Annotated in this window: 23 protein-coding genes; 6 read left to right on the forward strand and 17 right to left on the reverse strand. The window is 60.7% G+C overall.

Going from position 1 to position 24,573, the window contains the following annotated elements:
* Position 1: 1 nt before the first annotated feature.
* A complete protein-coding gene (locus tag ASD70_RS08570; protein ID WP_046068422.1) occupies positions 2-844 on the forward strand; it encodes a metal-dependent hydrolase in 843 nt (280 codons plus the stop codon).
* Positions 845-1,371: 527 nt separating this feature from the next.
* Here ASD70_RS08570 and ASD70_RS08575 read toward each other — a convergent pair.
* Complete coding sequence (locus tag ASD70_RS08575) at positions 1,372-3,441, reverse strand: EAL domain-containing protein (protein WP_056846200.1); 2,070 nt, start codon at positions 3,439-3,441, stop codon at positions 1,372-1,374.
* A 343-nt stretch (positions 3,442-3,784) separates the two neighbouring features.
* Here ASD70_RS08575 and ASD70_RS08580 point away from each other — a divergent pair, with 343 nt between their 5' ends.
* Together ASD70_RS08580 and ASD70_RS08585 are read left to right on the forward strand one after the other, a co-directional pair.
* The gene (locus tag ASD70_RS08580; RefSeq protein WP_233518707.1) at positions 3,785-4,039 is read left to right on the forward strand and encodes a hypothetical protein; all 255 of its coding nucleotides are present in this window, start codon (positions 3,785-3,787) and stop codon (positions 4,037-4,039) included.
* Positions 4,040-4,050: 11 nt separating this feature from the next.
* On the forward strand, positions 4,051-4,380 hold the full coding sequence (locus tag ASD70_RS08585) for a DUF6388 family protein (protein ID WP_046068425.1): 330 nt from the start codon (positions 4,051-4,053) through the stop codon (positions 4,378-4,380).
* Positions 4,381-4,388: 8 nt separating this feature from the next.
* Here ASD70_RS08585 and ASD70_RS08590 read toward each other — a convergent pair whose 3' ends face one another.
* The 15 genes from ASD70_RS08590 to tssA are packed head-to-tail and all read right to left on the reverse strand — an operon-like array spanning position 4,389 to position 21,664.
* Complete coding sequence (locus ASD70_RS08590; protein ID WP_056846201.1) at positions 4,389-5,228, reverse strand: serine/threonine-protein kinase; 840 nt, start codon at positions 5,226-5,228, stop codon at positions 4,389-4,391.
* Complete coding sequence (locus tag ASD70_RS08595; RefSeq protein ID WP_056846202.1) at positions 5,225-5,956, reverse strand: PP2C family protein-serine/threonine phosphatase; 732 nt, start codon at positions 5,954-5,956, stop codon at positions 5,225-5,227. Before ASD70_RS08595 ends, ASD70_RS08590 begins: the two co-directional genes overlap by 4 nt.
* The gene (tssM, locus tag ASD70_RS08600; protein ID WP_056846203.1) at positions 5,953-9,303 is read right to left on the reverse strand and encodes a type VI secretion system membrane subunit TssM; all 3,351 of its coding nucleotides are present in this window, start codon (positions 9,301-9,303) and stop codon (positions 5,953-5,955) included. The genes ASD70_RS08595 and tssM overlap by 4 nt, the downstream gene beginning before the upstream one ends.
* A 15-nt stretch (positions 9,304-9,318) precedes the next feature.
* On the reverse strand, positions 9,319-10,179 hold the full coding sequence (icmH, locus tag ASD70_RS08605; protein ID WP_046068429.1) for a type IVB secretion system protein IcmH/DotU: 861 nt from the start codon (positions 10,177-10,179) through the stop codon (positions 9,319-9,321).
* Between the two features lie 5 nt (positions 10,180-10,184).
* Positions 10,185-11,513 carry a type VI secretion system baseplate subunit TssK gene (gene tssK / locus ASD70_RS08610; RefSeq protein ID WP_056846204.1) on the reverse strand — a complete coding sequence of 443 codons (1,329 nt, stop codon included), beginning with the start codon at positions 11,511-11,513 and terminating at the stop codon, positions 10,185-10,187.
* A gap of 1 nt (position 11,514) precedes the next feature.
* A complete protein-coding gene (gene tssJ, locus ASD70_RS08615) occupies positions 11,515-12,000 on the reverse strand; it encodes a type VI secretion system lipoprotein TssJ (protein ID WP_056846205.1) in 486 nt (161 codons plus the stop codon).
* Between the two features lie 5 nt (positions 12,001-12,005).
* Positions 12,006-13,196 (reverse strand): type VI secretion system-associated FHA domain protein TagH, encoded by a 1,191-nt coding sequence (gene tagH / locus ASD70_RS08620; RefSeq protein ID WP_056846206.1) that lies wholly within the window; start codon positions 13,194-13,196, stop codon positions 12,006-12,008.
* Positions 13,197-13,213: 17 nt separating this feature from the next.
* The gene (locus tag ASD70_RS08625; RefSeq protein WP_056846207.1) at positions 13,214-13,345 is read right to left on the reverse strand and encodes a hypothetical protein; all 132 of its coding nucleotides are present in this window, start codon (positions 13,343-13,345) and stop codon (positions 13,214-13,216) included.
* A gap of 35 nt (positions 13,346-13,380) precedes the next feature.
* Entirely contained in the window at positions 13,381-14,907 is a 1,527-nt protein-coding gene (locus ASD70_RS08630; protein ID WP_056846267.1) for a sigma-54 interaction domain-containing protein, read from the reverse strand.
* On the reverse strand, positions 14,900-15,925 hold the full coding sequence (gene tssG / locus ASD70_RS08635; protein WP_056846208.1) for a type VI secretion system baseplate subunit TssG: 1,026 nt from the start codon (positions 15,923-15,925) through the stop codon (positions 14,900-14,902). The genes ASD70_RS08630 and tssG overlap by 8 nt, the downstream gene beginning before the upstream one ends.
* Positions 15,889-17,676 carry a type VI secretion system baseplate subunit TssF gene (tssF, locus tag ASD70_RS08640; protein ID WP_056846209.1) on the reverse strand — a complete coding sequence of 596 codons (1,788 nt, stop codon included), beginning with the start codon at positions 17,674-17,676 and terminating at the stop codon, positions 15,889-15,891. Before tssF ends, tssG begins: the two co-directional genes overlap by 37 nt.
* Entirely contained in the window at positions 17,666-18,067 is a 402-nt protein-coding gene (tssE, locus tag ASD70_RS08645; protein WP_046068480.1) for a type VI secretion system baseplate subunit TssE, read from the reverse strand. The genes tssF and tssE overlap by 11 nt, the downstream gene beginning before the upstream one ends.
* A 14-nt stretch (positions 18,068-18,081) precedes the next feature.
* Positions 18,082-19,560, reverse strand: a complete 1,479-nt coding sequence (gene tssC, locus ASD70_RS08650) for a type VI secretion system contractile sheath large subunit (RefSeq protein ID WP_046068481.1) — start codon at positions 19,558-19,560, stop codon at positions 18,082-18,084.
* A 15-nt stretch (positions 19,561-19,575) separates the two neighbouring features.
* Positions 19,576-20,085, reverse strand: a complete 510-nt coding sequence (tssB, locus tag ASD70_RS08655; RefSeq protein ID WP_056846210.1) for a type VI secretion system contractile sheath small subunit — start codon at positions 20,083-20,085, stop codon at positions 19,576-19,578.
* 25 nt (positions 20,086-20,110) lie between these two features.
* Complete coding sequence (gene tssA, locus ASD70_RS08660; protein ID WP_056846268.1) at positions 20,111-21,664, reverse strand: type VI secretion system protein TssA; 1,554 nt, start codon at positions 21,662-21,664, stop codon at positions 20,111-20,113.
* Positions 21,665-22,131: 467 nt separating this feature from the next.
* Between tssA and ASD70_RS08665 the strand changes: the two genes are divergently transcribed.
* A complete protein-coding gene (locus ASD70_RS08665) occupies positions 22,132-22,647 on the forward strand; it encodes an Hcp family type VI secretion system effector (protein WP_043050510.1) in 516 nt (171 codons plus the stop codon).
* Between the two features lie 53 nt (positions 22,648-22,700).
* Here the strand turns inward: ASD70_RS08665 and ASD70_RS08670 are convergent, their stop codons facing one another.
* On the reverse strand, positions 22,701-23,522 hold the full coding sequence (locus ASD70_RS08670) for an aldo/keto reductase (protein ID WP_046068483.1): 822 nt from the start codon (positions 23,520-23,522) through the stop codon (positions 22,701-22,703).
* A 106-nt stretch (positions 23,523-23,628) separates the two neighbouring features.
* Between ASD70_RS08670 and ASD70_RS08675 the strand changes: the two genes are divergently transcribed.
* Together ASD70_RS08675 and ASD70_RS08680 are read left to right on the forward strand one after the other, a co-directional pair.
* Positions 23,629-24,123 carry a DUF1543 domain-containing protein gene (locus ASD70_RS08675; RefSeq protein WP_046068484.1) on the forward strand — a complete coding sequence of 165 codons (495 nt, stop codon included), beginning with the start codon at positions 23,629-23,631 and terminating at the stop codon, positions 24,121-24,123.
* 108 nt (positions 24,124-24,231) lie between these two features.
* Positions 24,232-24,513 carry a peptidylprolyl isomerase gene (locus ASD70_RS08680; protein ID WP_044274278.1) on the forward strand — a complete coding sequence of 94 codons (282 nt, stop codon included), beginning with the start codon at positions 24,232-24,234 and terminating at the stop codon, positions 24,511-24,513.
* The last annotated feature ends 60 nt before the right edge of the window (positions 24,514-24,573 follow it).

A 24,573-nucleotide genomic window follows, 5' to 3' on the forward strand; every position in this document is an offset into this window, starting at 1 on the left:
CATGTTGCCGATCCGTCGCGATATCCGTTTTGCCTTGCCTGCCGAGCGCATCAAGAACTGGCATGAACAAGGTCCAGTCATCAGCCATTTCTTCAATGCCCTGTCGCTGTTGTTTCCCCAGGGCGAGCTGTTTTTCATGGACAGCGTGCGCCACTACCGTGGGCAGATCGACGATCCAGAACTGAAAAGGGAAATCCAGGGGTTTATCGGCCAAGAGGCCATGCACAGCCGCGAACATGTGGCCTACAACGACCTGCTGCAAGCGGCCGGGCTACCGGCGCACACCCTCGACCGGCGCCTGAAATTCTTCCTCGACCTGCAGAAAAAACACCTGCCACCAGCGTTCAACCTGGCAGTGACCATTGCCCTTGAACATTACACCGCGATGCTCGCGGAAATCCTGCTGAGCGACCCGTCGCGCTTTGGCGACTCGCTCAAGGGTTACCAGCAGATGTGGTACTGGCATGCCCTGGAAGAAACCGAACATAAAGCCGTGGCGTTCGATGTCTGGAACCGCGTCATCACACCCGGCCCTGCACGCTATCTGCTGCGCACCGGGACCATGCTGACCACCACCCTGATGTTCTGGTTGGTGGTGCTGGATTTCCACGTACGCCTGCTGATTGCCGACCGCACCTCGGGTGGCAAGCTCAAGGGGTTGTGGCGCATGGTCAAGTATTTGTATGGCCCCAAGGGGGTGTTCCCGCGCATGCTGCGGCCGTGGCTGCATTATTTCAAACCGGGGTTTCATCCTTGGGATCATGACAACCGGGCACGCCTGGCGGGGATAGACGGGCTGGTAGAAGAGATCGAGCGGACGCGGCACGGGTATGAGTCGGCGTAAGAGCCGAACGTAACCACGATGCGCAGCGAGCCGCTCTTGATCTTGATCTGCTTTTGATCTCAGGCGCCCCGTCAAACCACGCTGGCCGGAATTCGACAGGGATTTGGGGGGTAAACCGGCAGGGATGCCGGTTTNAAACCACGCTGGCCGGAATTCGACAGGGATTTGGGGGGTAAACCGGCAGGGATGCCGGTTTAGCCGCCCCGCGCCATGGATGGCGCGTGGCGGCGGCCCCCCAAATCCCTGTCGGATTACGGGCACACCGAGCCTGGGCGAGGTGCCGAGTGGTGGGGCAAAGCGTTTTTGGTTACTTTTGGCGCTCTTCCAAAAGTGACCCGCTGTAAGAGCGGAACCAATATTGGCCGTTACCTAAACAATGGATATGTACTCGGTCTGATCCAACATCCTGGTCAACTGTCAGGCCGCCATCGGGGGCAAGCCCCCTCCCACACTTGTACCATGCGGCATCAGTTATATAGCGGTCAGCTGTCAGGGCCCAGAGGAGGCAGGCCCCTGCCACATATGGATCAAGCCAACGCCGCCCGCTCACGCACAAACCCCGGCAACTGATCCCCCGGCAGTGCCTTACTGAAATACCACCCCTGAATAAACACCTCGGGCCCCGTACTCAGAAAGCCCAACTGCTCGGCAGTTTCCACCCCCTCCACCACCACCCCCAGCTTCAAGGCTTCGCAAAAACGCAACATGCCGGTCAGCACCTGGGCGCCCTTGGGCTCACGCTGGGCAACCACAAAACTGCGGTCAATCTTGATGAAGTCCACGGGAAACTGGTGCAGGTAACTCAAGGCGGAAAATCCAGTGCCAAAATCATCGAGGTACACCTTGGCACCCATGGCTTGCAGTTTTTCGATGGTCTGGCGCGTAGCCGGGATATCACTGACCAGCGCGTCCTCAGTGATCTCCACAGAGACCCAGCCATGGGCCTGGGCAAGAATGTCCACCAGACGATCACCATAGGCAGCGTCCTTCAAGGTGGCACTGGAAATATTAATGGTCATCGGCAATTGAAAACCGCCCTTCTTCCACTTCTGATACTGGCGCACGGCCTGGGACGCCACCCACACGTCCACATCCGGCATCAGCCTGGCCTGCGCCAGCCATTGCAGGAACTCCCAGGGCGAATGCACCGTACCTTGGCTGTCCCGGGCACGCATCAACGCCTCGCACCCGGTGCACAGGCCGGTGCGGGTGGACACCTGGGGTTGGAATTCAAGGTAGAACTCGTAATCGCTGATCTGCTGGATGCGGCTCAACTCAACGGCCTGTCGTGCCGAAGTCCTGTGGGAGGCCAGCACCGGGTCGAACTCCAGCAGGCGGCCTTTTTCTTCGAGGCCGCGAAAGGTCATGTCCAGTGATTTCAAGTACACCGTGCCACCTTCGGCGGCTTGCCGATGCATTGCCCGCACGTAGGGCGCATACACCAGCGTGCCCACGCCTAGCAGCACCAGCTGCAGCAGCACCGCCGCCAGATCACCATGGGTGCTGAGGTAGGCATTGAGCAATACCGGCGCGGTAAATGGCACGCTGGCCACGGCTGGTGAGACCCAGCCCAGCTGCACTGCCGCCAGCGCCACCACCGTGTTGAATGCCGGCACCAGCGAAAAGGGGATGAACAAACGCGGGTTGAGAATGATCGGCAACCCGAACAACAGCACCTCGCTGACGTTGAATAACGACAGCGGCAAACTGGCAATAGCCAGCAACCGCATGGACTGGCTCCTGGAAAACAGCAGGATCGCCAGCAGCAGACACAATGTGGCACCGGAACCACCGATAAACGCAAAACTACCCAGCAGGCCGCTGTTGAGCAGGTACAGGACTGGCTCCCCCGCCGCCTGCGCCGCGCCGTTGAGCACCACGGCCTTGTCCAGCACGTCGAACAGCGGCTGCATGGCATACACGCCGTGAATGCCGAAGAACCACAGCAGCGAATTCATCAGCGTTACAAAGAGTCCGCTGCCGTAGGGCGCTTGCAATGCATCGAGTACCTGAGGTCCCTGCCATTGCGCCACATAAGGGATCAGCAGCAGCAACGACAGCAGCAGCACCAACGACACCGCAGTGATCGCACCGGGGAGCACCATATTGATGGTGCCCTTGAGGTTATGCCCAACCAGGTCTTCGTTGACCAGCCGCGTCCAGCGAAAACGGTGCAGCCAGGCGATGGCGGGCACATTGATCAAGGGTGAGGCGATAGCTATAAACAGTAGGAAAGTGGCCGAAGCCCTGGGGGATTCGCGCAGGACAAAGGTGGCGACTACCACATGGACGAGGCACAGGAACGCCACCGGCAACTGTGGCAGGCGGTGCCGGATCGCCAACATGTAACCGATGGAGGCCGCGACCAGCAGGGGGATCACCGAACTGATCTGGTTATGCAGCCCTGCCAGGAACCCCACCACCTGCTGGTTGAACCCCAGCACCCGGGCGCATTCGGACAGGATCAGGAAACCTGCCGATACCAGCAGGCAAGGCAGGATCCATAGCAGCCCTTCACGAATCGCACGCAACGATTCGGTGCTGGCCAAGACTGCCAGGCGCTGGGTAAGGAAAAGTCTGAACAGCGTTTGTGCCATGAGCCGCCCTCTGCCCGTCACCTTACTGCCGCTGAAAACCAGGGCCGGAAACCCTCGCTAACGCTACACGTCCTGATGGTGGGAGTGAAAGCCTTTTGCCCACGACTCTCAGGCTTTTTCGGGACTATCTGCGGGGTTGCTACAGGAATTCTCTACTGAATTATCGAACTTTCTGACTTGAGTCATCCCCTAAGCCTATCTGAGTCGGTATCATCCGCGCCTTTCTGCGTGTCAAAGGATGTTACAACCTGCGTAGCAACGGGTGCGCTCAGGGAATCTAGCCTGGAACGACAACAGGCATAAAGGAGAGAGCCTTACTATGCAAGACAAGCGTCCAAGCAACATGCGTCCCCTATTTGTGACCATCCTGCTCTGGTTATGCAGCGTGGTGCTGCTGTTCGTGATCAAGAACGTCATTGAACTGTTTACCGGGCCCGTTGCCGAGACCTGGGTAGACTTGGCATTGGTGCTGGTCGCCTACCTGACGTTCTTTTTGCTCGCACCGTTGCAGAACTGGATGCGGCGCAGGTCGCGCAAACGCGCTCGACGTCACATCAGCAACCCTACGCCCGATGCCGGGTCCCGGCCTTCCCATTAAGGTGTACGCCGTTGTCAGCACCCAGTGATACTTACCAGCTTGCACTGGACAGATTCCTGCGCGAACACCCGCACATCGCCAGTGAGCTGGACAACCTCAATCCGCTGGCGGCCCAGGCCAGGGGCGAAACCCTGGCGCAGTATCGCGCCGAACGCCTGCACGAAGCGTTCGAAGCACACGCTGAACAGCAGCATCTGTTCGCCTGGGAACTGACGCTCAAGCTGACGGCCGAGTCCATCGAGGCCTTCGAGGCGCAACGCCGCGAGGTGCATAAGGAAGTCGCACAGATGGCCGGCCTGGACTGGGTCGAATACTGTCAGTTACATGACTTGATGGTTTGACCCTCGCCCTACAGATACCAACGCGGCTGTTTGCAACCGATCACCTTGCCTAATTCGGCGGCTGTGATGGTTCGCCGTTGCGGGTCTGTTGCCAGCGCCAGGCGCAACGCCGACCAGCAGCGCCTGGGCAGTTGCCTCGGGCAGGTCAATCTATCCATCGGCGTGTGCTTGCCAAGACGCTTGCCGTGAGCCAATTCGTAAATGATGCAGGCCACGCCATACACGTCGGCGGCAGCGCTCAATACACCGCCCTCGCGCAGCTCCGGCGCTGCATAAGCGGGCGTCCAGGCATTGAACCGGCTGCGACTCAGGCACGACAGGCTCGCCACCTGCGCTTGTGCGTACCCCAGGCCAAAATCGAACAAGCACACCCCCTCCTGTCCCACCATGACATTGGCCGGCTTAACGTCGCCGTGCAGCACATTCTGTTGATGAGTGTAGGCCAGGGCGTCCAGCAACTGCAGGGCCATGGGTTGCAGCTCCCGCCAGGGCAAGCCGTCGGGGCACTCCAGGAGCAGCCGGTCCAGGGTCACGCCTTGCAGCCACTCCATGGTGAAAAACGCGATCTGGCTCTGGGTATCGACCTCGAACGAAAACATCCGCACCACACGCGGGTGCCGCAGGCTGCGCGCCAATGCGAATTCACTGAACAACAACACATGTGCATCCGGGCACTGGGCAAAAGGCTCGGCCAATAGCTTGAGTGCCATAGGCGAACCCGCCTCACCTAATTGTTCGTGCAACAGGTCACGCGCACGATACACCACACCCATCCCACCTTTGCCCAGTACGGACTCAAGGTGATAGCGCCCGCCCAGCAAACGCGGCGGCTCACTCGCCGGGCTCAAGGCTGCACCACTACAGCGGTCAGGTCATCCCGTGCCGCCCCACGCAACGCCCCGGCAAACAGCCGCTCCAGCGCCTGCTGCGGCGCGCCCAGGCGTAGCGCTCGGCCCAGGTCTGCATCACTGAGCGCCTGGTAGAGGCCGTCACTGCACAACAAAAACACATCGCCCGGACGGGTACTGAGTTCCAGTACCTCCAGATGCAGTGGCGAACGTGCACCAATGGCCCGGGTCAGGGCCCGGGCGCCAGGGTAACCCCGGGCTTGGGTCGCACTGACTTGCCCCTCGTTGATGAGGCCTTGCAGCAGCGAATGGTCCCTCGACAACTGATAAAGGCGCTGCCCACGCCATAGATAGCAGCGACTATCCCCCGCCCAGAGACAGGCCGCACGCCCGTTCTCAAGCAACAACGCCACCACCGTACTGCCCATGGTGGCATCAACGCTTGTGTCAGGCCCGGCTCGGCAACTTCTCAAGCGCTGGTTGACGCCTTGCAAGCTCTTGCGGACCGCGTCGATGCGTTGATCGAGGTTGCCCCGGGCCGACACTGAAGCGAGGCTGCTGACCACCCAGCGGCTGGCGACATCTCCATGTCGATGCCCGCCCATCCCGTCGGCCACTGCCCAGCAGCCATGTTGTGGGCAGTCCAGGAACGCGTCTTCGTTGCGCAACCGCGCCTGCCCGCGCTCGGTGCGCCCGGCACTGCGCCACTGACGGGGCCCCTGGCTCACAGTTGCTGCGCCAGTCGGAAGGTACGCCAGGTGCCGATGTCAAACGGGCCAGGTGTACGCTGGCCTGTCAGCAGGTAATTGGCACGCAGTCCGGCGAGGTCCGCCTTGAAAATCTGTGTGTTTCGCCCGTTTGCGGGCTCTTTGTGCAGCAGATCCAAAAAGCGGAACAGCGACCACGCGCCTGCGTTCTTCTCGATCCCCAGTGGCCGCTGGTTCACGCCTCTCTCCAGGACAAGGCTGCTGCGCCCATTGTCTGCATCGGTTGGCCAATGGAACGCCATGGGCACGATCGGGCCGTGGCGATACTCCAACTGCTGGTCGCCAAACCGCAGGATCGCCCGGCTGACTGACTGATCCAGGCTGTAGGGCGCCAAGGTAAACCGAACCGACAGATCACCCTGGTCCGGGGTGAAGAAGCCACGGCGGATAACCTGGGCCTTCATCAGTTGATCCAGTAGCGAGCGCGACACCGGCAAGCTCTGACCATCCAGGCCACGCAACCGATAGCGGACCCCGTCGACACTGACGAACGGCCGCAGATACCCGTCGTAAAAGCGTGCCATGACCCCATTCGGTTTGAAAAACTCATGAAAGTCATTAAGGGCGACCTCGCTGGCCGCATGGGCATCGAAGGGAAATCGCTGGCGAATCGCCTTGGCGTAGAGACTATAAACCTCGCTCTGGTAACGCTGGTTGACATGCACATAAGCCCGTTCCAACAAGTGCTGCCAACTGACATCGGCCACCCCCTCAAACCAGCCCGCAAGCGGCAACGGCAAGCGCGCGGCAGCATCACGCAGGTTCCCTATCACATCCTGCTGCCCCTCCATACGCCCCTTCACCCTCAGGAACGCCGCCTGCTCCGGTGCGCTGTCGCGGTTCAATGCCGTCAATTGCAGGTGCAGCTCATCCAGCAGCCGCAATGCCTGGGACAGCGCCACACCGGGGTCCTGCTGCTCGTCCAGCAACTGGTGCAAGGGTTCAAAACGCCGTTGCAATGCCCGCCGGCCGGCGTCGGGAAGGCCCGCCTGCGCCAGCGTCGCCTTGGCTATCCCCCCTAGTTCGCCCGAGCGCTGGGCCGCCTGGTCCAACAGCTGGTGACCCGGCAACAGGCGAGTGTTTTCACGCAGTTGCTGCAATAGCTGGATCAAGGGGGACTGGGCCGACGTCAGCGCTGTGAGTTGCTCGGCATCTTCGCGCAGGTTGTCGGTTTGCCGCAGCCGGACGCGGCCGAGCGCCCCACTCCAGGCATCGGCATATTCACCGAAGTAACGCTGCTGCAATTGGATCATCAGCCGGCGCAAATCCTCGGAGCCCAAGTCGGTGGCCTCCCCCAGCACCCAGTTGTCCTGGGCAATGGTATTCACCAGCCTCGGGCCTTGAGCATCAAGGAACTGCACATAGCGCTTGGTATAGAACCCGGGAATCGGTGGGTCGAACGCAGCAAATACCTTACCTTCGGACAGGCGCAAGGGCTCCAGGTCGCGTGCCTGCTCGCGCAACACCCGATACACCACATCGGCCAATGATTCCCCCCTCAGGGCTTCGCGGGCCTGGGCCACAAGGTTGTCATCAAGGGAAGCTACGAACGGTCGTTCAAGCAACCGTGCCAAGTGCTGGCCCAGGCGTTTGCGGGTCGACAGGTCTGCGGCAAAGCGTACTGCCCAATGGCTCGTCAGGTGTCGTGCCAACCAATCGTTATTGCGACGCTCGCGCACGTTGAGCATCAGGTATGCGCGCAGGTGATCCAACAACTGCTCGCGGTCTCCAAGGCTGGCACGCACCTGCTCTTCAAGCTGGGCCTTTATCCACGCCAGCATGCGCTGTTGCAGCGCCTGATCATAAGCCTGGGCGACCCATGGGCGGCTCAGTTCACCTTGGTACAAGCCGGCGCGTTCAATCAGGCGCACCTCTGCCGACGCAGGAAAAACCTGGGTTGCCGCCAAGCGTGCATCCAACAGCTGCAATAGCGACGACGCGTCATCATGACCCTGCGGGACGGGCAAGACGGCGGTTGTCAGCGCCGCCATTTGCGCCAATCGTTGATGATTGCTGGAATAACTGTGCATCCACAGCGCTGCGGCACTGCCGAGTACCAGCGCCACAGCCATTGCCAGCAGCCCCTGGCGTCGCCGGATACGCTGCTGCTCCGGGGCCTGCAAACCTGCAAGATCGGCCTCGGCAAAGATCACCCGGCTGAACAGGCCTTGGACAAAACGAGCGTGCTTGTCGCCGGCGCAGGTCAGGTAGAAGCCGCGCAGACCGTTGACGCGCTGGTAGCGATGAGCCGAAAAAGCCGACTCAATGAACAGGCAAATACGCTCGCCTATCCGCGCAGCCTGCTGCGGGAATTCAAGCATCAGACCGCGGCGCTCGAGATTGCGCTCCTGGTGCAGGCGGCTGATCAGTTCAGCGTTCAAACGCTGCAACAACTGCTCGACGGCTTGGCGAACCTGCGTGACGTCAGTCGCGCAGCTGCCATCGAGGGGCTGGCCCAGCACATCGTCGGGTGCCTCCCTGAGCGGCACATCGAAAAACTCGGTGAAGCCCGGCAATCGGTCAGCCTGTGTCAGCACCAGATAGATCGGTACGTCCACATGCAATGACTGCTGAATGTCCTGCATGCGCGACTGCACATGCCGCGCATGCTGATCCAAGTCGTACTCGGTGGTGGCCAGCAACGCGTCCACCGAGAGCGTCACGACCACGCCACTGAGCGGGCGTACGCTGCGCCGCCGCCGGAGCCTGTCCAGCAACGTCGCCCACCCTGCTGCATCCACGGCACTGTCGGGTTGGCTCAGGTAGCGTCCAGGGGCATCGATCAGCACGCCGGCATCGGCGAAGTACCAGACACAGTGGTTGTCCAATGAACGCGTGTCGGCGTGATCAAGCGGCCACTGCAAGCCGCCTGCTGCCAGCAGCTGCGTCTTGCCACTGCCCTGGTCGCCGATCATCAGGTACCAGGGCAGATCATGGCGCCAGCGCGCGTTGTGCATCCCGTAACGGCGAGAAGTCCTGAGCACCTGGAGCGCTTCCTTGAACCGACTGCGCAGGTGTTTCTGCTCGTCCTCCACCCATTTCAAGGCTTGAGGGGGCGCCAGCCGTTCTGGTCGTTCGCGCCCACCAGCCCGTCGTCCACCGACCACCACCATCGCCACCCCCCACAGCAGGAATAACACGCTGATGCTGGCCAGGCGGGCAGTCGGACCTTGCCAGAAGCGGTGGTCGGCTACCGCCAGCAGCGGCCCGAAACACCACACCAATACAGCGCTGCAAAGCACCAACAGAAGGCTCCAGACCCAAACCCGACACAGCACGGCGCCAACGCCCTTGAAAAATGCGCTCATTGATTGCTCCAGCGTTTACAAGGGCGTGCGGATCAGGTCCGACGCCAGGAATTGAAGGGGTTGTAACGCATGAGCACGCTCCTGGCTCAGCAGCCAGGCGAACCCCGTGTACATCGCCAGCAGACAGGCCAAAGTGGAAGCCACCCACCACGCGGTCGGGATCACACACAACCGCCTGCGCCGCGCCTGCCCAAGGGGGGGCGGTAATACGGGCCCTGTCGGCGCATCCCCGCGCACATGCCTGATCTGCCGATACAAGGCATCGCGAACGGCTTCGACTTGCAACACACCTCTCTCCATGACCCGGTATTTCCCTTCGAAACCCAAGGACAGGCACAGGTACATCAGCTCGAGCATGGCAACGTGCTTGAGCGGATCACGGGACAGTCGCTCCAGCAGTTGGAAAACCTTCTCGCCCCCGAAGGTCTCGTTATGGAAGCGGCTCAATAAGCTCATCTTCGACCAGTCGCTCTGCGCCCCCCAAGAGGTGGTGACGACCGCCTCATCGAGAACGCTGCACAACACATAACGCGCGGACATGACCTGGTTGTTTTCAACACCACCCTGCAAGGCACGGGTTTCGAATTGAGTCATCGCCAATGACAACCGGTCGTTGAGCATGCCCAGGTCTTCGCGCTCGGCGCTGACCTTGAGTCGCACAATTTCCGACAATAACTCTCCGGCTGCGGCGACCATCGGGTTGAGCCCCGCGTTGAAACTCTGCGCGTCAAGCAAATGGCCCGCGTAGATCATGCGGTCCTCAAGTTGCTCGTAGCGCGGCGGCGACGGGAAGTCCGTCAGCGGCCCCTGTACAGGCCCATGGCTCTCGCGGTCGAGCAGGACGGTTTTTTCATCTTGTGAGTAGTCGCTGTCCATGGCATTCAGTTCCTGATGGCCCAAAAATCGAGTTCAAGCCCGACGAACTCACCTCCCACATGGAAAGCGAAACCACCGGACTGCTCCAACTGCGCGATATCGCGGGCGCTCATGTCGAGCATGAAATAGGTCTTGGCGGCATGAAACGGAATCTGCCGCGGCGCCACCGGCAGTGGCTTGACCTTGATCCCGGCAAGATGCAGGTTGACCAACTCCCGTATGCGCTCTACCGGCCCAATCTTCAGATGAGCCGGCAGGCGCTGGCGCAGTTCCTCTGCGTCACACTGCGCCCTGGCGGCCAGGATGAATGTGGCCGCACCGAGCAATTTCAATTCGCTCACCGGACACACCAGCACGCCGTACTGGCGTTGCTGCAGGGTCAATTCGATAGCGTGCTGTTCCAGCACCATCGACAACACCGCTCGCACGGGCTCCATCAGCCCGCGAAAACTCGCGCCCTGGTCGCCATGCCGGTAATGCACCTCCAGTTGCGCACGCTTGCTGTCGTTGGCGAAGGTCGATAACTCGCCAAGCATCGACACCAACGCGCGGAACACCGCTTCAGGACGCACCTGGGGCTGGCTCAGGCGGTGACGCAGTTCCAGCTCTGTGCGATTGATCACTTGCAGCATCAACAAGTCACCGATTTGCGCGCCAGCGCCGTTGCCTCCGGCACGGATCCGCGCCGCAATGGCATCGCCTCGGCTGGCAAGCAGGCCGATTACCTCCTTCAGGCACGACGCCACATAGCCATGCGCCTGCACAAAAATGAACGACGGGAGAAAGTCCGTATCCAGGCTCAGCCCCCCCTCGGCGCTGGAGTTCAGCACCTGCGCGATCTTGAGTTTGACAAAGCGCTGGTCGCTCTGGTGCTCGCCCAGCAGCAGACGCAAGTCGGGGCGTGCGCAGTGCACCTGGCAAAGCGAATCCACTCCCACGTTGCTATCCCCCACTTCCACTTCACAGCTTAGGTAACGCGCCAGGACATCGCTATGCTGCGGTTGGCGCACTTCGACCTGATTGCCGCTCGCCAGGGGCAGCGCCAGGTAAATCCCTTGCTGTTCCGTATTCGGCGGCACCTGCAAGACCAAGGGTTCCATGGCTGCGCTCAACTCAAACAGGCTGCCGTCCGGCAAGACGCCGCTGGCCTGATTGACCACCAGCTTGCCCAGGTTCAGGTACTGCACGTTGAGGTCCAGCGTCAGGAAACCCCAGGCGTCACTGCCCAGCAGGCGCGTCTGCTCAAGTTGCTGGTGGTAATAACGGTCGTTGTGCTGCAAGTGCTGTGGGCGCAACAGCATGCCTTCCTGCCAGATGACTTTATGAATCGGCATATCAGCGCGCCTCCAGGTCAGGCAAATGGCCGGCGACCCGAATGCCGGCCCCGTCCAGCACCAGCTCGGCCCGTGTCAGTTGCCGGGCGGTGACGGGAATCAGCAGCCGCCAGCGTACATGGGGCAAATCTCGATACGCCGCCAGCACACCCACGAAGCGACTGTCAGGCCCGACCCTGAGTTTGAGCGCCAGGCCGTCGCCGGGGCGCAGTTCAACTTCCTCACTGCTCACCCAGTCCTTTGGCAGCACCTGCTCAGCGTGGCCATACAGGCTGAAGAAGTCGGCATTCTCGAAGGCCACGCCATGGCGCAGTTCAATCAGATGAACCACCACTGGAGAGGGTCGACCGTGCAGGTCTGGGTTGACCTGTTCGCTGGCGGTCAGCACCAGGTCCAACTTGGTCAGCGTCGAAAAAGGCGAAATCGCGCTGCAGCCTGCCAACGGACCGAGCAGGAACAGCAGGGCTGCAAGGGTAATTCGATGCATGACTCTCATCCTGGGAAATCCATATGCAAGGCGCCAATCAGGCGAACCTGCTCCTCGTAGGCCTTGGCAAAATCACCTTCCAGCGGACGCCGATTCAGTTGTTCATCCGCCGCCAGCCGCTGGTAGTAACGCTGGTAAGCCCGCCAATGCCACGCATCCGCAAAAAATCTGGGCGGCCTGCCCTGGGACTCAAAACACCCCAGCAGGTAGCTGGGCTCGAAGGCGGTCCTGGCATTACGCAGCGTGCTTCGGCATGCGGCCAGCAGGGCGGCTTGGCGCACTTGCAGGTCCCGATGGGCCTGGACGATCGCCCGTTCAGCGGACAGCTGGCCCAATACCTGCGAACCCAGCATTGCGGCTAGCGCAGCCCCCGTATCGGGGCACACCTTCAAAGGGTTCTGGGCCAGGTCCAGACTGGCACCTGGCGCCGAAGCAAACTCGCTGTTCAGTTCGTCACAGGTACGCAGCGTCTGTTGCAGGCCATTCACGCCCAGGTGGAACAGGCGCGCCACCTTGATTGCCAGGGCTTCCCGGCCGGACCTCTCGAGGGTATTCAGGTCGATGCCCAGCGCTGTTGCAAACTGCCCCCAGAACAGCTCGTCGGAGGGCGCCGCCACCGCTATCGGGTCCACCGGGCCAGGCGCCACCGCGGGATCGACCGGGCAAGGCACTACCAGGTGTTCCCGCTCGGCGCCCTGGCTGTCAACCCACGTGCAGGGCTCATCGACTATCTCGCTCAATGCCTCCAGGTCCTCCGAGCGGGCTCGACGCGGGTGATCATGGTCGAGCGCATGCAGAGGATCCAAAGACAGGAACGCATCATCTGGAATCGGCCCCCCTGTGATGACCCGCTGCTCGCTGCCGTGGCGGGGCGCTTTCAGCAATTGCGCGCGTATCGTCACTGGCCCAAGGTCAAATACATCGCCATCACTGATCAAGCGCGCCTGCCCTTTGCGCAGGCGTTCTGCGCTGCCCGCCATCCCGGTCCCATTGCGGCTGATATCCGTCAGGAAATAGCGGCCTCCACGATAGCCGACCAAGCCGTGATGACTGGAGAGCACGCGGCTCGGATCGGGTATTACCCAGTCACACCCGGAGCCGCGGCCGATCACACCGCCTGTGCCGTCAAATACCTTGCGGGCCAGGGGTATGTTTTTTGCGCGTTCGACTTCACAGACCTCAAACACCAGTTGCATCCTCTGGCCCCCTCCATTCATCGGCCACGGGTGACCGCCTGGGGCTCGCCCAAAGGACGATACTCGGCATCGTCAAAGACGGTGTTGGCGTTACAGCCGCCCAACAAACACAGCACCAGCAAAACGGCTTGCAACGGACGATCAGGCATCCGGTTTCTCCCTCAGTCAAAATCATGTGTGCCATTCAGCGCTCTTCCCTGGCACCGCCAACAGGTATGTTCAAGCGTGCAAGCCGGTAGAGCAGTGTGCGCCGTGCCACCCCCAGCTCCCGCGCGGTACGGGTACGGTTGCCGTGGTTTTTGTGCAGGCAATCGAGCAGGAACACGCGCTCGACCCGCTCCATACGCTTGCGTAGCGTCGCGTCGTCAGCCGCCGTCGGCGTCAGTGGCATCGACAGGTGCAGCGGTAGAACCAGGTTGTCGTCACACATCAGGACGGCGCGTTCGACCAGGCATTTGAGCTCGCGCACATTGCCGGGGAAACCATGGCTCGACAGCTGGTCAAGCGCAGCGTTCGACCACTCGACCGGCGCCCTGCCCAACTGTGCACAGGCCTGATCGGTGAAATGCCGGGCCAGTTGCAGCACATCGCCGTCACGCTCACGCAGTGCGGGCAATTGGAGGGGGAACTGCGCAAGCCGGTAATACAGGTCTTCGCGAAAGCGCCCCTCGGCGACCATGGCCGCCAGGTCGCGATGAGTTGCGGCGATGATGCGCACATCGACCTTGTGCGCCGCACTGGCGCCCAGCGGACGAATCTCGCCTTCCTGCAGAACCCGCAACAACTTTGCTTGCAATAGCAGCGGCATGTCACCGATTTCATCGAGCAACAACGTACCGCCGTCGGCAGCGTCAAACAGCCCCGCATGATTGCGGTCTGCACCGGTAAACGCGCCTTTGCGATAGCCGAACAGCTCACTCTCCAGCAACCCTTCGGCAAATGCTGCACAGTTCTGCACGACAAAGGCCCTGGCACTGCGTGGGCCCGCCGCGTGAATGGCCCGGGCCACCACCTCCTTGCCAGTGCCGGTCTCGCCGAACAGCAGGACGGTGTAAGGGGTATGCAGGACTTTGCTGATCAACTGGCGCGTCTGTGCCATGGCTGCACTGTTGCCGATCAAACCGTATGCCCCGTCCAACGGCACAGCCTGCCTTGGCGGCGCGCCAACCCTGGTGCGCATGCCGCGCAGCACATGCAACCGCTCCACGGCAAAACTGCCCAGTTGGCCCAGGGATATTGCGTAGCCGTGCAACTGGACCGGGCGTTGGCTGGCGCACAACAACACTCCGGTAAGCCGGCCAGATCCGCTGAACAGCGGCATGCTCAGCAGTGCACGCCACGGTGCCGGCGACATAGGCAGGAAGCGGGTGTCATAGCAACTGCCTTGTACCTCATCGAGGCTGAAGGCGGCGCGCTGGTTCAAGGTGTAGTGCAGCAGTTGTTGATTGCGCGGGTCTGCGCGTGTGCATGCCGAGTCCAGCGAAGGCCCGTCGGGATAATGTTGGGCGACCAGCTCCAATCGGTCACTCGTTTCATCGAACAGATACAGCTGGCTGAGCTCGCACTGGGCCAGTTGCGCGACGTCCGCCACGCATTTCCCGGGCAGCACGTGTTCATCATGTTCAAATCCCAGGCGGGTGAAGCAGACGGACAGCGCATCGACAGTGAATGCACACGTGCCGGTCAGCGCTTGCATGTCCTCATTAAGCATGGTCATCAGTCCCTAAAAAATGGCCGGCAAGCGTCACCACGCCATCGGCTCGCTCATGGTTCAGCCAACTGGTCCAACCCAGGCGGCAAACGTTGTCCTGGCCAATGTGCAGCGCCTTGATTTCGCTGCGCGCCAGCACCAGGCGCAGGTCATAGTCCAAAGGGCTGCCAGTAGCCAGGCGCACCAGTGCACACAGCGGCTGATGGGCCTTTCCGGTCGGCAGGAAGTCGTGAAACCGTTGCCAGCCCAGCGCCTGCAACTGCACCCTGAACTTGCCGCAGCGGTCCGCAACCTGCTGCCCCAGGACCAGGTCCTCACCGAGTGCACAGTTGGCGCGCCCCAGGCCGTTGCGCTGCACAGGGTTGATATCAACCCGGCGCTCGACCCATTGCTCGATGAACAACGCGTCGTGCTTGAAGTAGTGACGCAGCACGGACTCGACCACGGCAGCCGAGCGCGCTCGCAGGCTCAACAGCCCCAGGTAAGGCAGAAGGTGTTTGCAGTCCAGTTGCGATGCACGCCGTATCGCGTCGCCGCCCAGGCCGATCAGCGCAAACATCTGCGCGGAGAACGCATCGTTGGCACCCGTCTGGAAACACGCCCGATAGCGATATTTACGCCAGATCGGCAGCATCAGACGGTGCAAACGGTGATGAAACATATCCAGAAAGTCACGGGTAGGATTGCCCCCTGGTTGCTCAGCTAGCGCCTGTTCAGCATAAAACGCCGGCAGTGGCGACCCTGCGCCGAATAACCCCAGCACGTTGAGGCGCAGGCGGGCACGCAAACGCCCGTGGTCCATGAAGAACTCCACCCGGTCAATATCGTGTGCCGCAAACCCCAGGCTCGGGTTGGCCTGGAATTCCAGTTGGTCGTACAACGCATCTTCGTCCAGCAGCGGATGCGCCTCGCGCAACCGTTCGGTCACCTGCAAGACCGCCTGGAACAGCGTGTACTCGCGGATAACACGGCAAAGCCGGGTCAGAGCAGGGGTTGCTGGCCCGTCCGGGATGGCCATAGATACACGTCTCCTTGTGTGCTGAGGACCCGCAACTCGTGATACGAATTGAGGTTGGCATAGAGTGCAAAGAACTGATTGATGACAGAGGCAAACAGAAACAGGTCGCCGTGGCCGACGAAGCCTTGGGGATCGACGGTCAGGTCGATGCGCAGCCCCCGGATGGGCAGCCCACGGTGCAGCCGGTCCACCGCCTCGTGGCGAATGGAACGCAACGCACCCAACCTTTTCTGGCTGACCTTGAGTGCCTGTCGATCGTGATAGCGCGGCAGGTCGTAGGTTTCGAGGACCACTTTCAAGGCGTTGATATCGGTCAACGACAGATAGTTGAGCGACATGTTGCTGATCAGCCGCCACAGGAAGTCTTGTTCCAAGGGCGGCGTGAAGCTCGCGGTAGGCGTCGTGATGTTGTGAAACGTCAACGACTCCGGTGCCTGCTCGCCGGGCTGGTTGATTTCGCCTAGACGGATCTGCTGCGCCAGGTTGCTATTGGTACAGGTCAGTTCTATCGACAACGTTTCCTGGCCCTGCGCGCGCCGCGTGCCAAAGCCCATCCAGGTCTCCAGCCCGCCATGCTGCACCGAGGAGCGTTGGCGAATGCTGTAGCTGGGAGGTGCAGCCAGCGATTCATGGCTTGCATCATGTTCAAAGGACTCGAAAGGCACATAGGCTTGGTGACCCAACCCACCAGGGCGCCACCCAGTGACCCGATCCACGGAGAACACACTGGCGTGCCCCGGCGCATATCCACCGGGCATCAGGAGGTACTCGTCCTGCTTGCCGTCCAGGCGAATGGGAATCGCGTCTTGATTGAACAGGTTGGCGATAGGCGTGCAATACAGCTTCACGTTATCCAGGCTCGGGCGCAGGCCATCGCGCCCCTGCGTGTGCAATTGGAAACGCACGACCATTCCGTGCGCCTGCTTGAGCAGCTCGCGGGGCAGTGTGTGCAATACATTCAGTCCTTCAACGTCGACAAACAGGTACTTCTCGGGAAAGGCAAAGTACTCCTGCAGGTGGCGATAACCACCGAACGTGTTTTGCGGGTAAGGCATCAGCGCCTGTTCCGGGGCAAAACCCACTGGCTGAACCTGGCCGGCACTGAGATGCAGCGTCACGGGATGTCCATCGGCGGTGTTGAGCGGCAAGCCGTCGTGGCCCGACAGCAACACCTGGATACCGTCAAGATGGCGCAGCAGGCCAAGGTACAAGCCCTGGCTGACGTAGTGGTCGCCGGCCAGGTGCAACCGCAACGAATCAAACGCCAGGTCATTGAAGCTGCCTTCTGCGCTCATGGTCAGGCGCAGGTCCAGCCACGCGCCTTCGGCTTGGCACCGGTACTCCAGGCCGCTGAGTTGCAGGGCCATGACGTCGGTGGCATAGCAGGTACGAAAACGGCAACGTTCACCTTGTATCGGCGTGCTTTCCACCGCAGTGTCCCGCGCCACTCGGACGCTGGGGCCTGCACGCTTCAAAGGGTCAAACTGCAGGATGCTGAAGGCCGGAATGGGTCGCATATAATTGGGCCACAGCAAATGCATCAACGAATGCGTCAACTCCGGCAGTTCATCATCGAGCTTCTGGCGCAGGCGTCCGGTCAGAAACGCAAAACCTTCCAGCAAGCGCTCGACGTCCGGGTCCTGGCCGGCCTCTGCGAGAAACGGCGCCAGGGCAGGATTGCGCTCGGCAAAGCGCCGCCCAAGTTGGCGCAGGGCACTGAGCTCGTGTTGAAAATAACGGTTAATGGTCATCGACACAGACCTTGATTTGTCCGGCATCCGTCAGGCGCGCCTGGAACACGACGGGCTGGGTAGTACCGTCGATGACCAACCCGGCATCAATGGCAAATGCCAAGGCCAAAGGCTCGCTGGCAGCGGGTAAGAGCCTCACACGTACGTTCGCCAGCCGAGGTTCGTAAGCCTGGATGAACCGCTCGATCAGCAGCCGTGACTGGGTCAGGGACTCATGCAGGCTCAGTTGCATATCATTGAAGTCGGGCAAACCATAATCAGGCAGCGCCTGGACGCTGCCTGCGCGGGTGCTGAGCATCCTGCCCAAATGTGCGGCGACGGACGCAACGGGGCACGCGCGGGTCGACGCATCGCGTTCAAGCCGTTCGAACAGGCTGTTGTGGGGGGACATCCCCTGGCCTCTGCTCATGCTTTATCGAGCTTACCGACCAGGGACAAGGTGAAGTCGGCCCCCATGTATTTGAAATGCGGGCGCACGCTCAGGTTGACCCGATACCAGCCAGGCTCGCCCTCGACATCGCTGACGACGATGCGCGCAGCACGCAATGGGCGCCGCCCGCGCACTTCGGCACTGGGGTTTTCCTGGTCCGCCACGTACTGGCGAATCCATTTATTGAGCTCCAGCTCCAGGTCCGTGCGCTCCTTCCACGCCCCCAATTGCTCGCGTTGCAGCACCTTGAGGTAATGGGCCAGGCGATTGACCACCATCATGTAGGGCAACTGGGTACCCAGCCGATAATTCAACTCTGCAGCCCTGCCCTCTTCACTGGTACCAAAGGACTTGGGTTTCTGCACCGAGCTGGCGGAGAAGAACGCGGCGTTATCGCTACCCTTGCGCATGGTCAGGGCGATGAAACCTTCTTGTGCCAGCTCATACTCGCGCCGGTCCGATATCAGTACCTCGGTAGGAATCTTGGTTTCTATCTCTCCCATGCTCTGGAAGTGGTGCAGCGGAAGATCCTCGACGGCCCCTCCACTTTGCGGGCCGATGACATTCGGGCACCAGCGAAAATGCGCGAAACTGTCGGTCAGGCGCGTAGCAAAGGCATAGGCGGTGTTGCCCCACAGGTAGTGCTCGTGGCTGTTGACCACGTTCTCCTGATAGGTAAAGGTCTTGACCGGGCACTCAAGGGGGTCGTACGGGGTGCGTAGCAAAAAGCGCGGTGCGGTGAGGCCCATGTAGCGGGCGTCTTCGCTCTGGCGAAAACTTTGCCACTTGGCAAACTGCGGTCCTTCGAAATGATCCCGCAGGTCTTTCAGGTCCGGCAGCCCGGTGAAGCTTTCGAGGCCAAAGAAACTCGGCCCCGCGGCAGCGATAAAGGGCGCGTGGGCCATGCTGGCGACACTGGATGCGTATCGCATCAGCTTCACATCGGGGGCACTGGGAGAAAGAAAGTAGTCGGCAATGATCGCGCCCACCGGCTGGCCGCCGAACTGGCCGTATTCGGCACTGTACACATGCTTGTAGAGCCCGGACTGAGTGACTTCCGAGGAGTCCTCGAAATCGTCCAGCAGGTCCTGGCGCGAGACATTCAGCAGCTCGATCTTGATGTTTTCGCGAAAGTTCGTGCGCTCGACCAGCAACTGCAGCCCTCGCCAGGAAGCCTCCAGCGCCTGGAAATCGGGGTGGTGCAGGATCTCGTCCATTTGCTGGCTGAGCTTGGTATCGATCTCGGCAATCATCCGGTCAACCAGGCGTTTCTTCACCGGTTCTTCGCGGTTATGCGGCTTGAGCAGCTCTGCGATAAACGCCGACACACCGCGCTTGGCAATGCCATAGGCCTCGTCGTCAGCGCTCAGCAATGTCTGGGCAATGATGTTATCGAGGATGCTGCCGGCACCTGGGGTGTGTACGATTTGCAGTTCGTGTTCGATCGTGGTCATGCTCTCAGTGTCCTTTTACTGAATAGGTTCGGCGTGGGGTCCGGGCAACCCCAGCTCGGCCAGGACCTGGGCGCGGCAATCGCCATTGGCCAAGGCCTGTTCAATGGCTTTGCGAAAGCTCGGCGTATTGCCCAGCGGGCCCTTGAGCGCCACCAGTGCTTCACGCAATGCCATCAGTTTTTGCAACTCGGGGATCTGCTCGACCAGGTGTGCGGGATTGAAGTCCTTCATCGCGTTGATCCGAACCTGGATCGCCAACTCCTCCACGCAGGCTTGCTCCTGGAGGCGATTGGGCACGCTCAGCGTCAAGTTCAGCGCTTGTTTGGCCAGCACGTCGTCGAAGGTGTGCTTGTCGATGCCAATGGGCTTGCGATCCTCGAGCTTGCGCAGGTCCTCGCGCTGGGTGAAATCACCCAGCACCAGCAACTTCAACGGCAGTTCAACGTCCTCTTGTGCGCCGCCGATGGCCGGTTTGAAGGTGATGTTGATACGTTCCTTGGGGGCTACCGAACTTCCTTTAGCCATGGTGCTATTCCTTTTTGACAGGGCTTTATTCAAGTACTGCTTCGAGATCGAGTTGGCATAACCGTCGATGGAGAGACTCCTTGCACTCGCGTATGCCGTGGCCTTGTGGCAACAGGTCATAACATCGGTACAGGCACTGGCCCACTTGCAGGGCCAGTTGCGGCTCCCAGCGTTCCAGGCCGTTACGCTGCAATTCATCTTGCAGCTGCTCCAGTTGGTCCCTGGCCAGGTCGTGCTTGCCCGCTTTCACACACAACCTGGCCAGTGCCAGGCGCCAGTGAAAACGCGCGCGCTCGCCGGGCGCGGCGTGCAAGCCCTGCTTGAGCACCACGACCGCTGCCTTGAGCCCCTTTGTGCGCAAGCAAGGCAGCACCGCCTCCAAGGCCGCCTCCCAGGGCTCGAGGGAAGTGTCTGTAACGACGGTTGAAGGCTCGCTGCGGTGCAGATGAGGCCCGACATGGAGCGCAATCCACCCACAGGTGGCAGGGTCGGCAAAGGGGGTGCCATCGTCGAACCGGTACTCGGGCAGGTTCGGCAGGCGTTGCAACAGCAGCGCGAAATGCATTTCCAGCTCGGTCATGGCCAGGTCTGCGTGCAGCGCCTCAAGGCACTCCCAGGCCATGCGTAAACCATCGAACCAGAACATTGCGCCCGTCAGGCTGACTTCTAGCTCAAGCAACAGCTCGGCATATTGGCCTTGGGCCAGACGCTCCTCGTAGCGTTTGAGCTTGTCGGCGGCCAGTGGGCGCAGCGCCGTAACCCGCTCACTGTCGGCATCGGGGTAGTTGATGAGCGTCATCCACGCCAAGGTCCGGCCCAGGCGCAAGGCACGCGGATCCCTGGTGTCCTGGCGCAACCACCAGGCACACAAAGGGCGGGCCTGCTCTTGCAATGAACGCAGCAGCCTGTGCGCGTCCTTTTCGTTGTCAATGGGTTGCCCGGGTTGGGGCAACTGGGTGGTTACCGGCTTGACGGGAGCGATGGCACCCACGACGACCTCAGGTTTGGCACCGTCTTGTTCGGTGCGGGCCAGGCGTTCCGACAGTTGCCTGCGGACCGGCAACAGCTGGGGCGCCTCATTGCCAAGCTTTTGACCCCACAGCTGATCAAGCCGCACGAGGTGCTCAAGCAGGGCCTGCAACACAGGCACCTGCCCGGCAACACAGAGGTTCTGCGCAAACAACGGCTCAAGGCGCAACACCAGCCAGCCCAATGCGGCCACGCGTGTACGCAACTTGCTGGGGTGAACCTGCGCCCAATGGTGCTCACAAAGATTGCGCAGCAAACCGAGACCGGCCAGCAACCCAGTGAATGAATGACATTGATACAGAGCCCAGGTCAACCAGACGGCCACTCGCAGGTCCTTGGAATGCTCGCGCAATAAAGACTCGCTGAGCCGGCAGACCTTCGGCCAGTCAGGTAGCCCTTGCGCATGAATCGATCGGGTCTTGCCCAGTTCGTCCTCGAGGGTTTCAAACTCCCCGGAGAAACGCATGTCGTCACCGGTAAAACTGTCAGCTCGACAAGGTACTTTCGCAACTTCCTGATAATAATCGAACAGCTTTTCGGAATATTCCATTTCGTCGAACACATCACCTTCCAAGGCAAGACAAAAAACTTTTAATATTATTAAAAAACGTATCAGAGCAAACTTTAACTTCCGTTAAAGTGCTTACTGGAGGCTGTGAACCTTAGCCATTAAAAAAGCGATCAGCAAGCGACTGATCGCGACTTAAGCATTGTCCTACGCCCGTTATATAAAGGGGACCGCGCAGTTATTTGCGCAGTGCAATCGGAGAAAAAACCGCGAGCACCCTGCACTAACTGATCCATGGGCGCGAGCAGACAATTGCGCACACCTGCGCAACAACAACCTCTAAAAACCAATTATTTCCCGACAACTTCCTGCTCATTCTTTTTATCAGCCTTGCCGACTGCAGTTTTATTGAGCCCCACACTTTCAGGCACGTTTCTTGTAATAGGCAGCTGCCGGTCCGGCAACTTAGCCGTTCGGCATACCTACTCAACCAGGCAAGGAAAACCATCATGCCAACACCCGCGTACCTCTCTATCACCGGCGTCAAACAAGGTTTGATCACGGCAGGTACATTCACCCAGGACTCGGTAGGCAACATTTATCAGGAAGGTCACGAGGACCAGATACTGGTGCAGGCGTTCGCTCATCAGGTAATCATTCCACGCGACCCGCAATCAGGGCAGCCAACCGGCCAACGCGTGCATAAACCGATGATGATCAGCAAGGTCTTCGACAAATCATCACCGTTGCTGTTCAGCGCGCTGACTACCGGTGAAGAAGTGTCATGCCGCCTGGAATGGCTGCGCACCTCTTCGGCCGGCACCCAGGAGCACTACTTCACCATTGAACTGGAAGGCGCAACCATCGTGGACATCCAGTCGCGCATGCCCAGTTGCCAGGACCCTGACAACGCCCATTTCACCCATCTGGAGGAGGTGTATTTCACCTATCGCAAGATCACCTGGACCCACGAAGTGGCGGGTACGTCGGGTTCGGACGACTGGCGTAGCCCGGTAGCCGGCTAGCAGCGCTTGAAGCAGGAACGGCTGTCGGGGAAGGCGCCGTTCCTGCTCACGAACTAAACCATCGCCAGCGGGTGCTTACGCTTGGGCGCGCCAAACACACGATCAATCGCTTCAAGGTCGTGCTCATCCAGCGCCAGGGCGGCCGCCCTGGCATTGAGTCGTATGTGTTCGGGGTTGACCGCCTTAGGGATAGCGATCACGCCATCCTGGCGCAGGACCCAGGCCAGGCACACCTGGGCCGGTGTCACCTCATGGCGATGGGCGATCTGCTTGAGGGTTGGGCTGGACAGCAGCTCACCGCCCTGGGCGATCGGACAGTAAGCCATCAGCGGCAAATGATGCTGTTGCCACCATGGCAGCAGGTCGAATTCGATCCCGCGTTCTTCGATGTTATAGAGCACTTGGTTGGTTGCGCACGCTGGGGATGCAAGCTCCTGCAGGTCCGCCACATCGAAGTTGGAAACGCCCCACCGGCCGATCTTGCCCGCCTCGCGCAAACGTTCGAAGGCTTCAACGGTTTCTTCCAGTGGGTACTGGCCGCGCCAGTGCAGCAGGTACAGGTCAATGTAATCGGTGCCCAGGCGCTGAAGGCTGGCTTCACAGGCACGGGGCACGCCGTTGCGGCTGGCGTTATGGGGGTAGACCTTGCTCACCAGGAACACCTGGTCGCGCTTGCCGCGAATGGCCTCGCCGACCACCTCTTCGGCGCCGCCTTCGCCATACATCTCGGCGGTATCGATGAGGGTCAGGCCCTCGTCCATACCCAGTTGCAGCGCGGCGACTTCGGCGCGGCGCCGACTCGGGTCTTCGCCCATGCGCCAGGTCCCCTGGCCGATGACAGGGACGGGAACGCCGGCCAGATCAATGGTACGCATGACAACCTCCTGGTGAATTCGCGGATTAACACTGTGGCACTGAGCGGACAAAAGGGTTCAATCCCAGTATGGTTGCCCTCTCGCCAGTCGCCAGGAATCACCCGCAATGCTGTTTGTCGTCATGCTCGGGGGCAAGCACCCACGGGCCAAAATCGAGGTGCACGATGTGGTGTTCGCAGTGGCAGACACCTTGCAGGCCACCTACCCACAACTGCGCGATGCCTGGTTCGGCAGCTCCAAGGGCGTGCACATCGATTCGTGGATGGCGGTGGATGGCGTCGACGGCTGGAAGGTCGAACTCAGCCCACTGGCGCCCCACGGCGATGCCCATCACCTGTACTTCATCAACCTCGGCGGCTACGAGGCCAAGCGCTTCGGAGAAGATCATCACTACCTGCTGGTGGTCGCCCGCAACAAACGCGAAGCGATGAGCATGGGCAAACGGCAGATGTTGCGCCAATGGTCCCAGGCCCACACCGACGCGGTCATGGATATCGACGATTGCCTGCCGATCGACCTGGTGGACGGGCGTTATGTCCATCTCGTACAAGGCCCGCACGCCGCTATCGTCCAGCACAACGACTACATCGTGTTGCCCTGAACCCTGGAACGCGTTCGGAGCGACTCAAACAAGTGACGGGAACTTTGCCAGGAAATAACCGACTGAATCCGGTAGGCTCACCGTTTTTTACTCTAGGAGTTATTCCCCATGGCCAAAGCCACCGCCCGTCACATCCTCGTTGCCACCGAAGACAAGTGCAACGAACTCAAAGCCCAGATCGAAGGCGGCGCTGATTTCGCAGAAATCGCCAAAGCCAATTCCAGCTGCCCATCCAGCCGCCAAGGCGGTGACCTGGGTTCCTTCGGCCCAGGCCAAATGGTCAAGGAATTCGACACCGTAGTCTTCAGCGCACCGGTCAACACCGTGCAAGGCCCGGTGAAAACCCAGTTCGGTTATCACCTGCTGGAAGTCACCAGCCGCCAGGATTGATTCAATCCGCGCTGATGCTATAAACAACGGCCCACCCCTTGGTGGGCCGTTGTGCATCTG

This window comes from Pseudomonas sp. Root569 (genome assembly GCF_001427465.1).
Taxonomy (GTDB): domain Bacteria; phylum Pseudomonadota; class Gammaproteobacteria; order Pseudomonadales; family Pseudomonadaceae; genus Aquipseudomonas; species Aquipseudomonas synxantha.

Coding starts and splice junctions, on each gene's coding strand:
- ASD70_RS08570 (WP_046068422.1), top strand. CDS start 2: ATGTTGCCGATCCGTCGCGATATCCGTTTTGCCTTGCCTGCCGAGCGC.
- ASD70_RS08575 (WP_056846200.1), bottom strand. CDS start 3,441: ATGGCACAAACGCTGTTCAGACTTTTCCTTACCCAGCGCCTGGCAGTC.
- ASD70_RS08580 (WP_233518707.1), top strand. CDS start 3,785: ATGCGTCCCCTATTTGTGACCATCCTGCTCTGGTTATGCAGCGTGGTG.
- tssM (WP_056846203.1), bottom strand. CDS start 9,303: ATGAGCGCATTTTTCAAGGGCGTTGGCGCCGTGCTGTGTCGGGTTTGG.
- icmH (WP_046068429.1), bottom strand. CDS start 10,179: ATGGACAGCGACTACTCACAAGATGAAAAAACCGTCCTGCTCGACCGC.
- tssK (WP_056846204.1), bottom strand. CDS start 11,513: ATGCCGATTCATAAAGTCATCTGGCAGGAAGGCATGCTGTTGCGCCCA.
- tssJ (WP_056846205.1), bottom strand. CDS start 12,000: ATGCATCGAATTACCCTTGCAGCCCTGCTGTTCCTGCTCGGTCCGTTG.
- tagH (WP_056846206.1), bottom strand. CDS start 13,196: ATGCAACTGGTGTTTGAGGTCTGTGAAGTCGAACGCGCAAAAAACATA.
- ASD70_RS08625 (WP_056846207.1), bottom strand. CDS start 13,345: ATGCCTGATCGTCCGTTGCAAGCCGTTTTGCTGGTGCTGTGTTTGTTG.
- ASD70_RS08630 (WP_056846267.1), bottom strand. CDS start 14,907: ATGCTTAATGAGGACATGCAAGCGCTGACCGGCACGTGTGCATTCACT.
- tssG (WP_056846208.1), bottom strand. CDS start 15,925: ATGGCCATCCCGGACGGGCCAGCAACCCCTGCTCTGACCCGGCTTTGC.
- tssF (WP_056846209.1), bottom strand. CDS start 17,676: ATGACCATTAACCGTTATTTTCAACACGAGCTCAGTGCCCTGCGCCAA.
- tssE (WP_046068480.1), bottom strand. CDS start 18,067: ATGTCCCCCCACAACAGCCTGTTCGAACGGCTTGAACGCGATGCGTCG.
- tssC (WP_046068481.1), bottom strand. CDS start 19,560: ATGACCACGATCGAACACGAACTGCAAATCGTACACACCCCAGGTGCC.
- tssB (WP_056846210.1), bottom strand. CDS start 20,085: ATGGCTAAAGGAAGTTCGGTAGCCCCCAAGGAACGTATCAACATCACC.
- tssA (WP_056846268.1), bottom strand. CDS start 21,664: ATGGAATATTCCGAAAAGCTGTTCGATTATTATCAGGAAGTTGCGAAA.
- ASD70_RS08665 (WP_043050510.1), top strand. CDS start 22,132: ATGCCAACACCCGCGTACCTCTCTATCACCGGCGTCAAACAAGGTTTG.
- ASD70_RS08670 (WP_046068483.1), bottom strand. CDS start 23,522: ATGCGTACCATTGATCTGGCCGGCGTTCCCGTCCCTGTCATCGGCCAG.
- ASD70_RS08675 (WP_046068484.1), top strand. CDS start 23,629: ATGCTGTTTGTCGTCATGCTCGGGGGCAAGCACCCACGGGCCAAAATC.
- ASD70_RS08680 (WP_044274278.1), top strand. CDS start 24,232: ATGGCCAAAGCCACCGCCCGTCACATCCTCGTTGCCACCGAAGACAAG.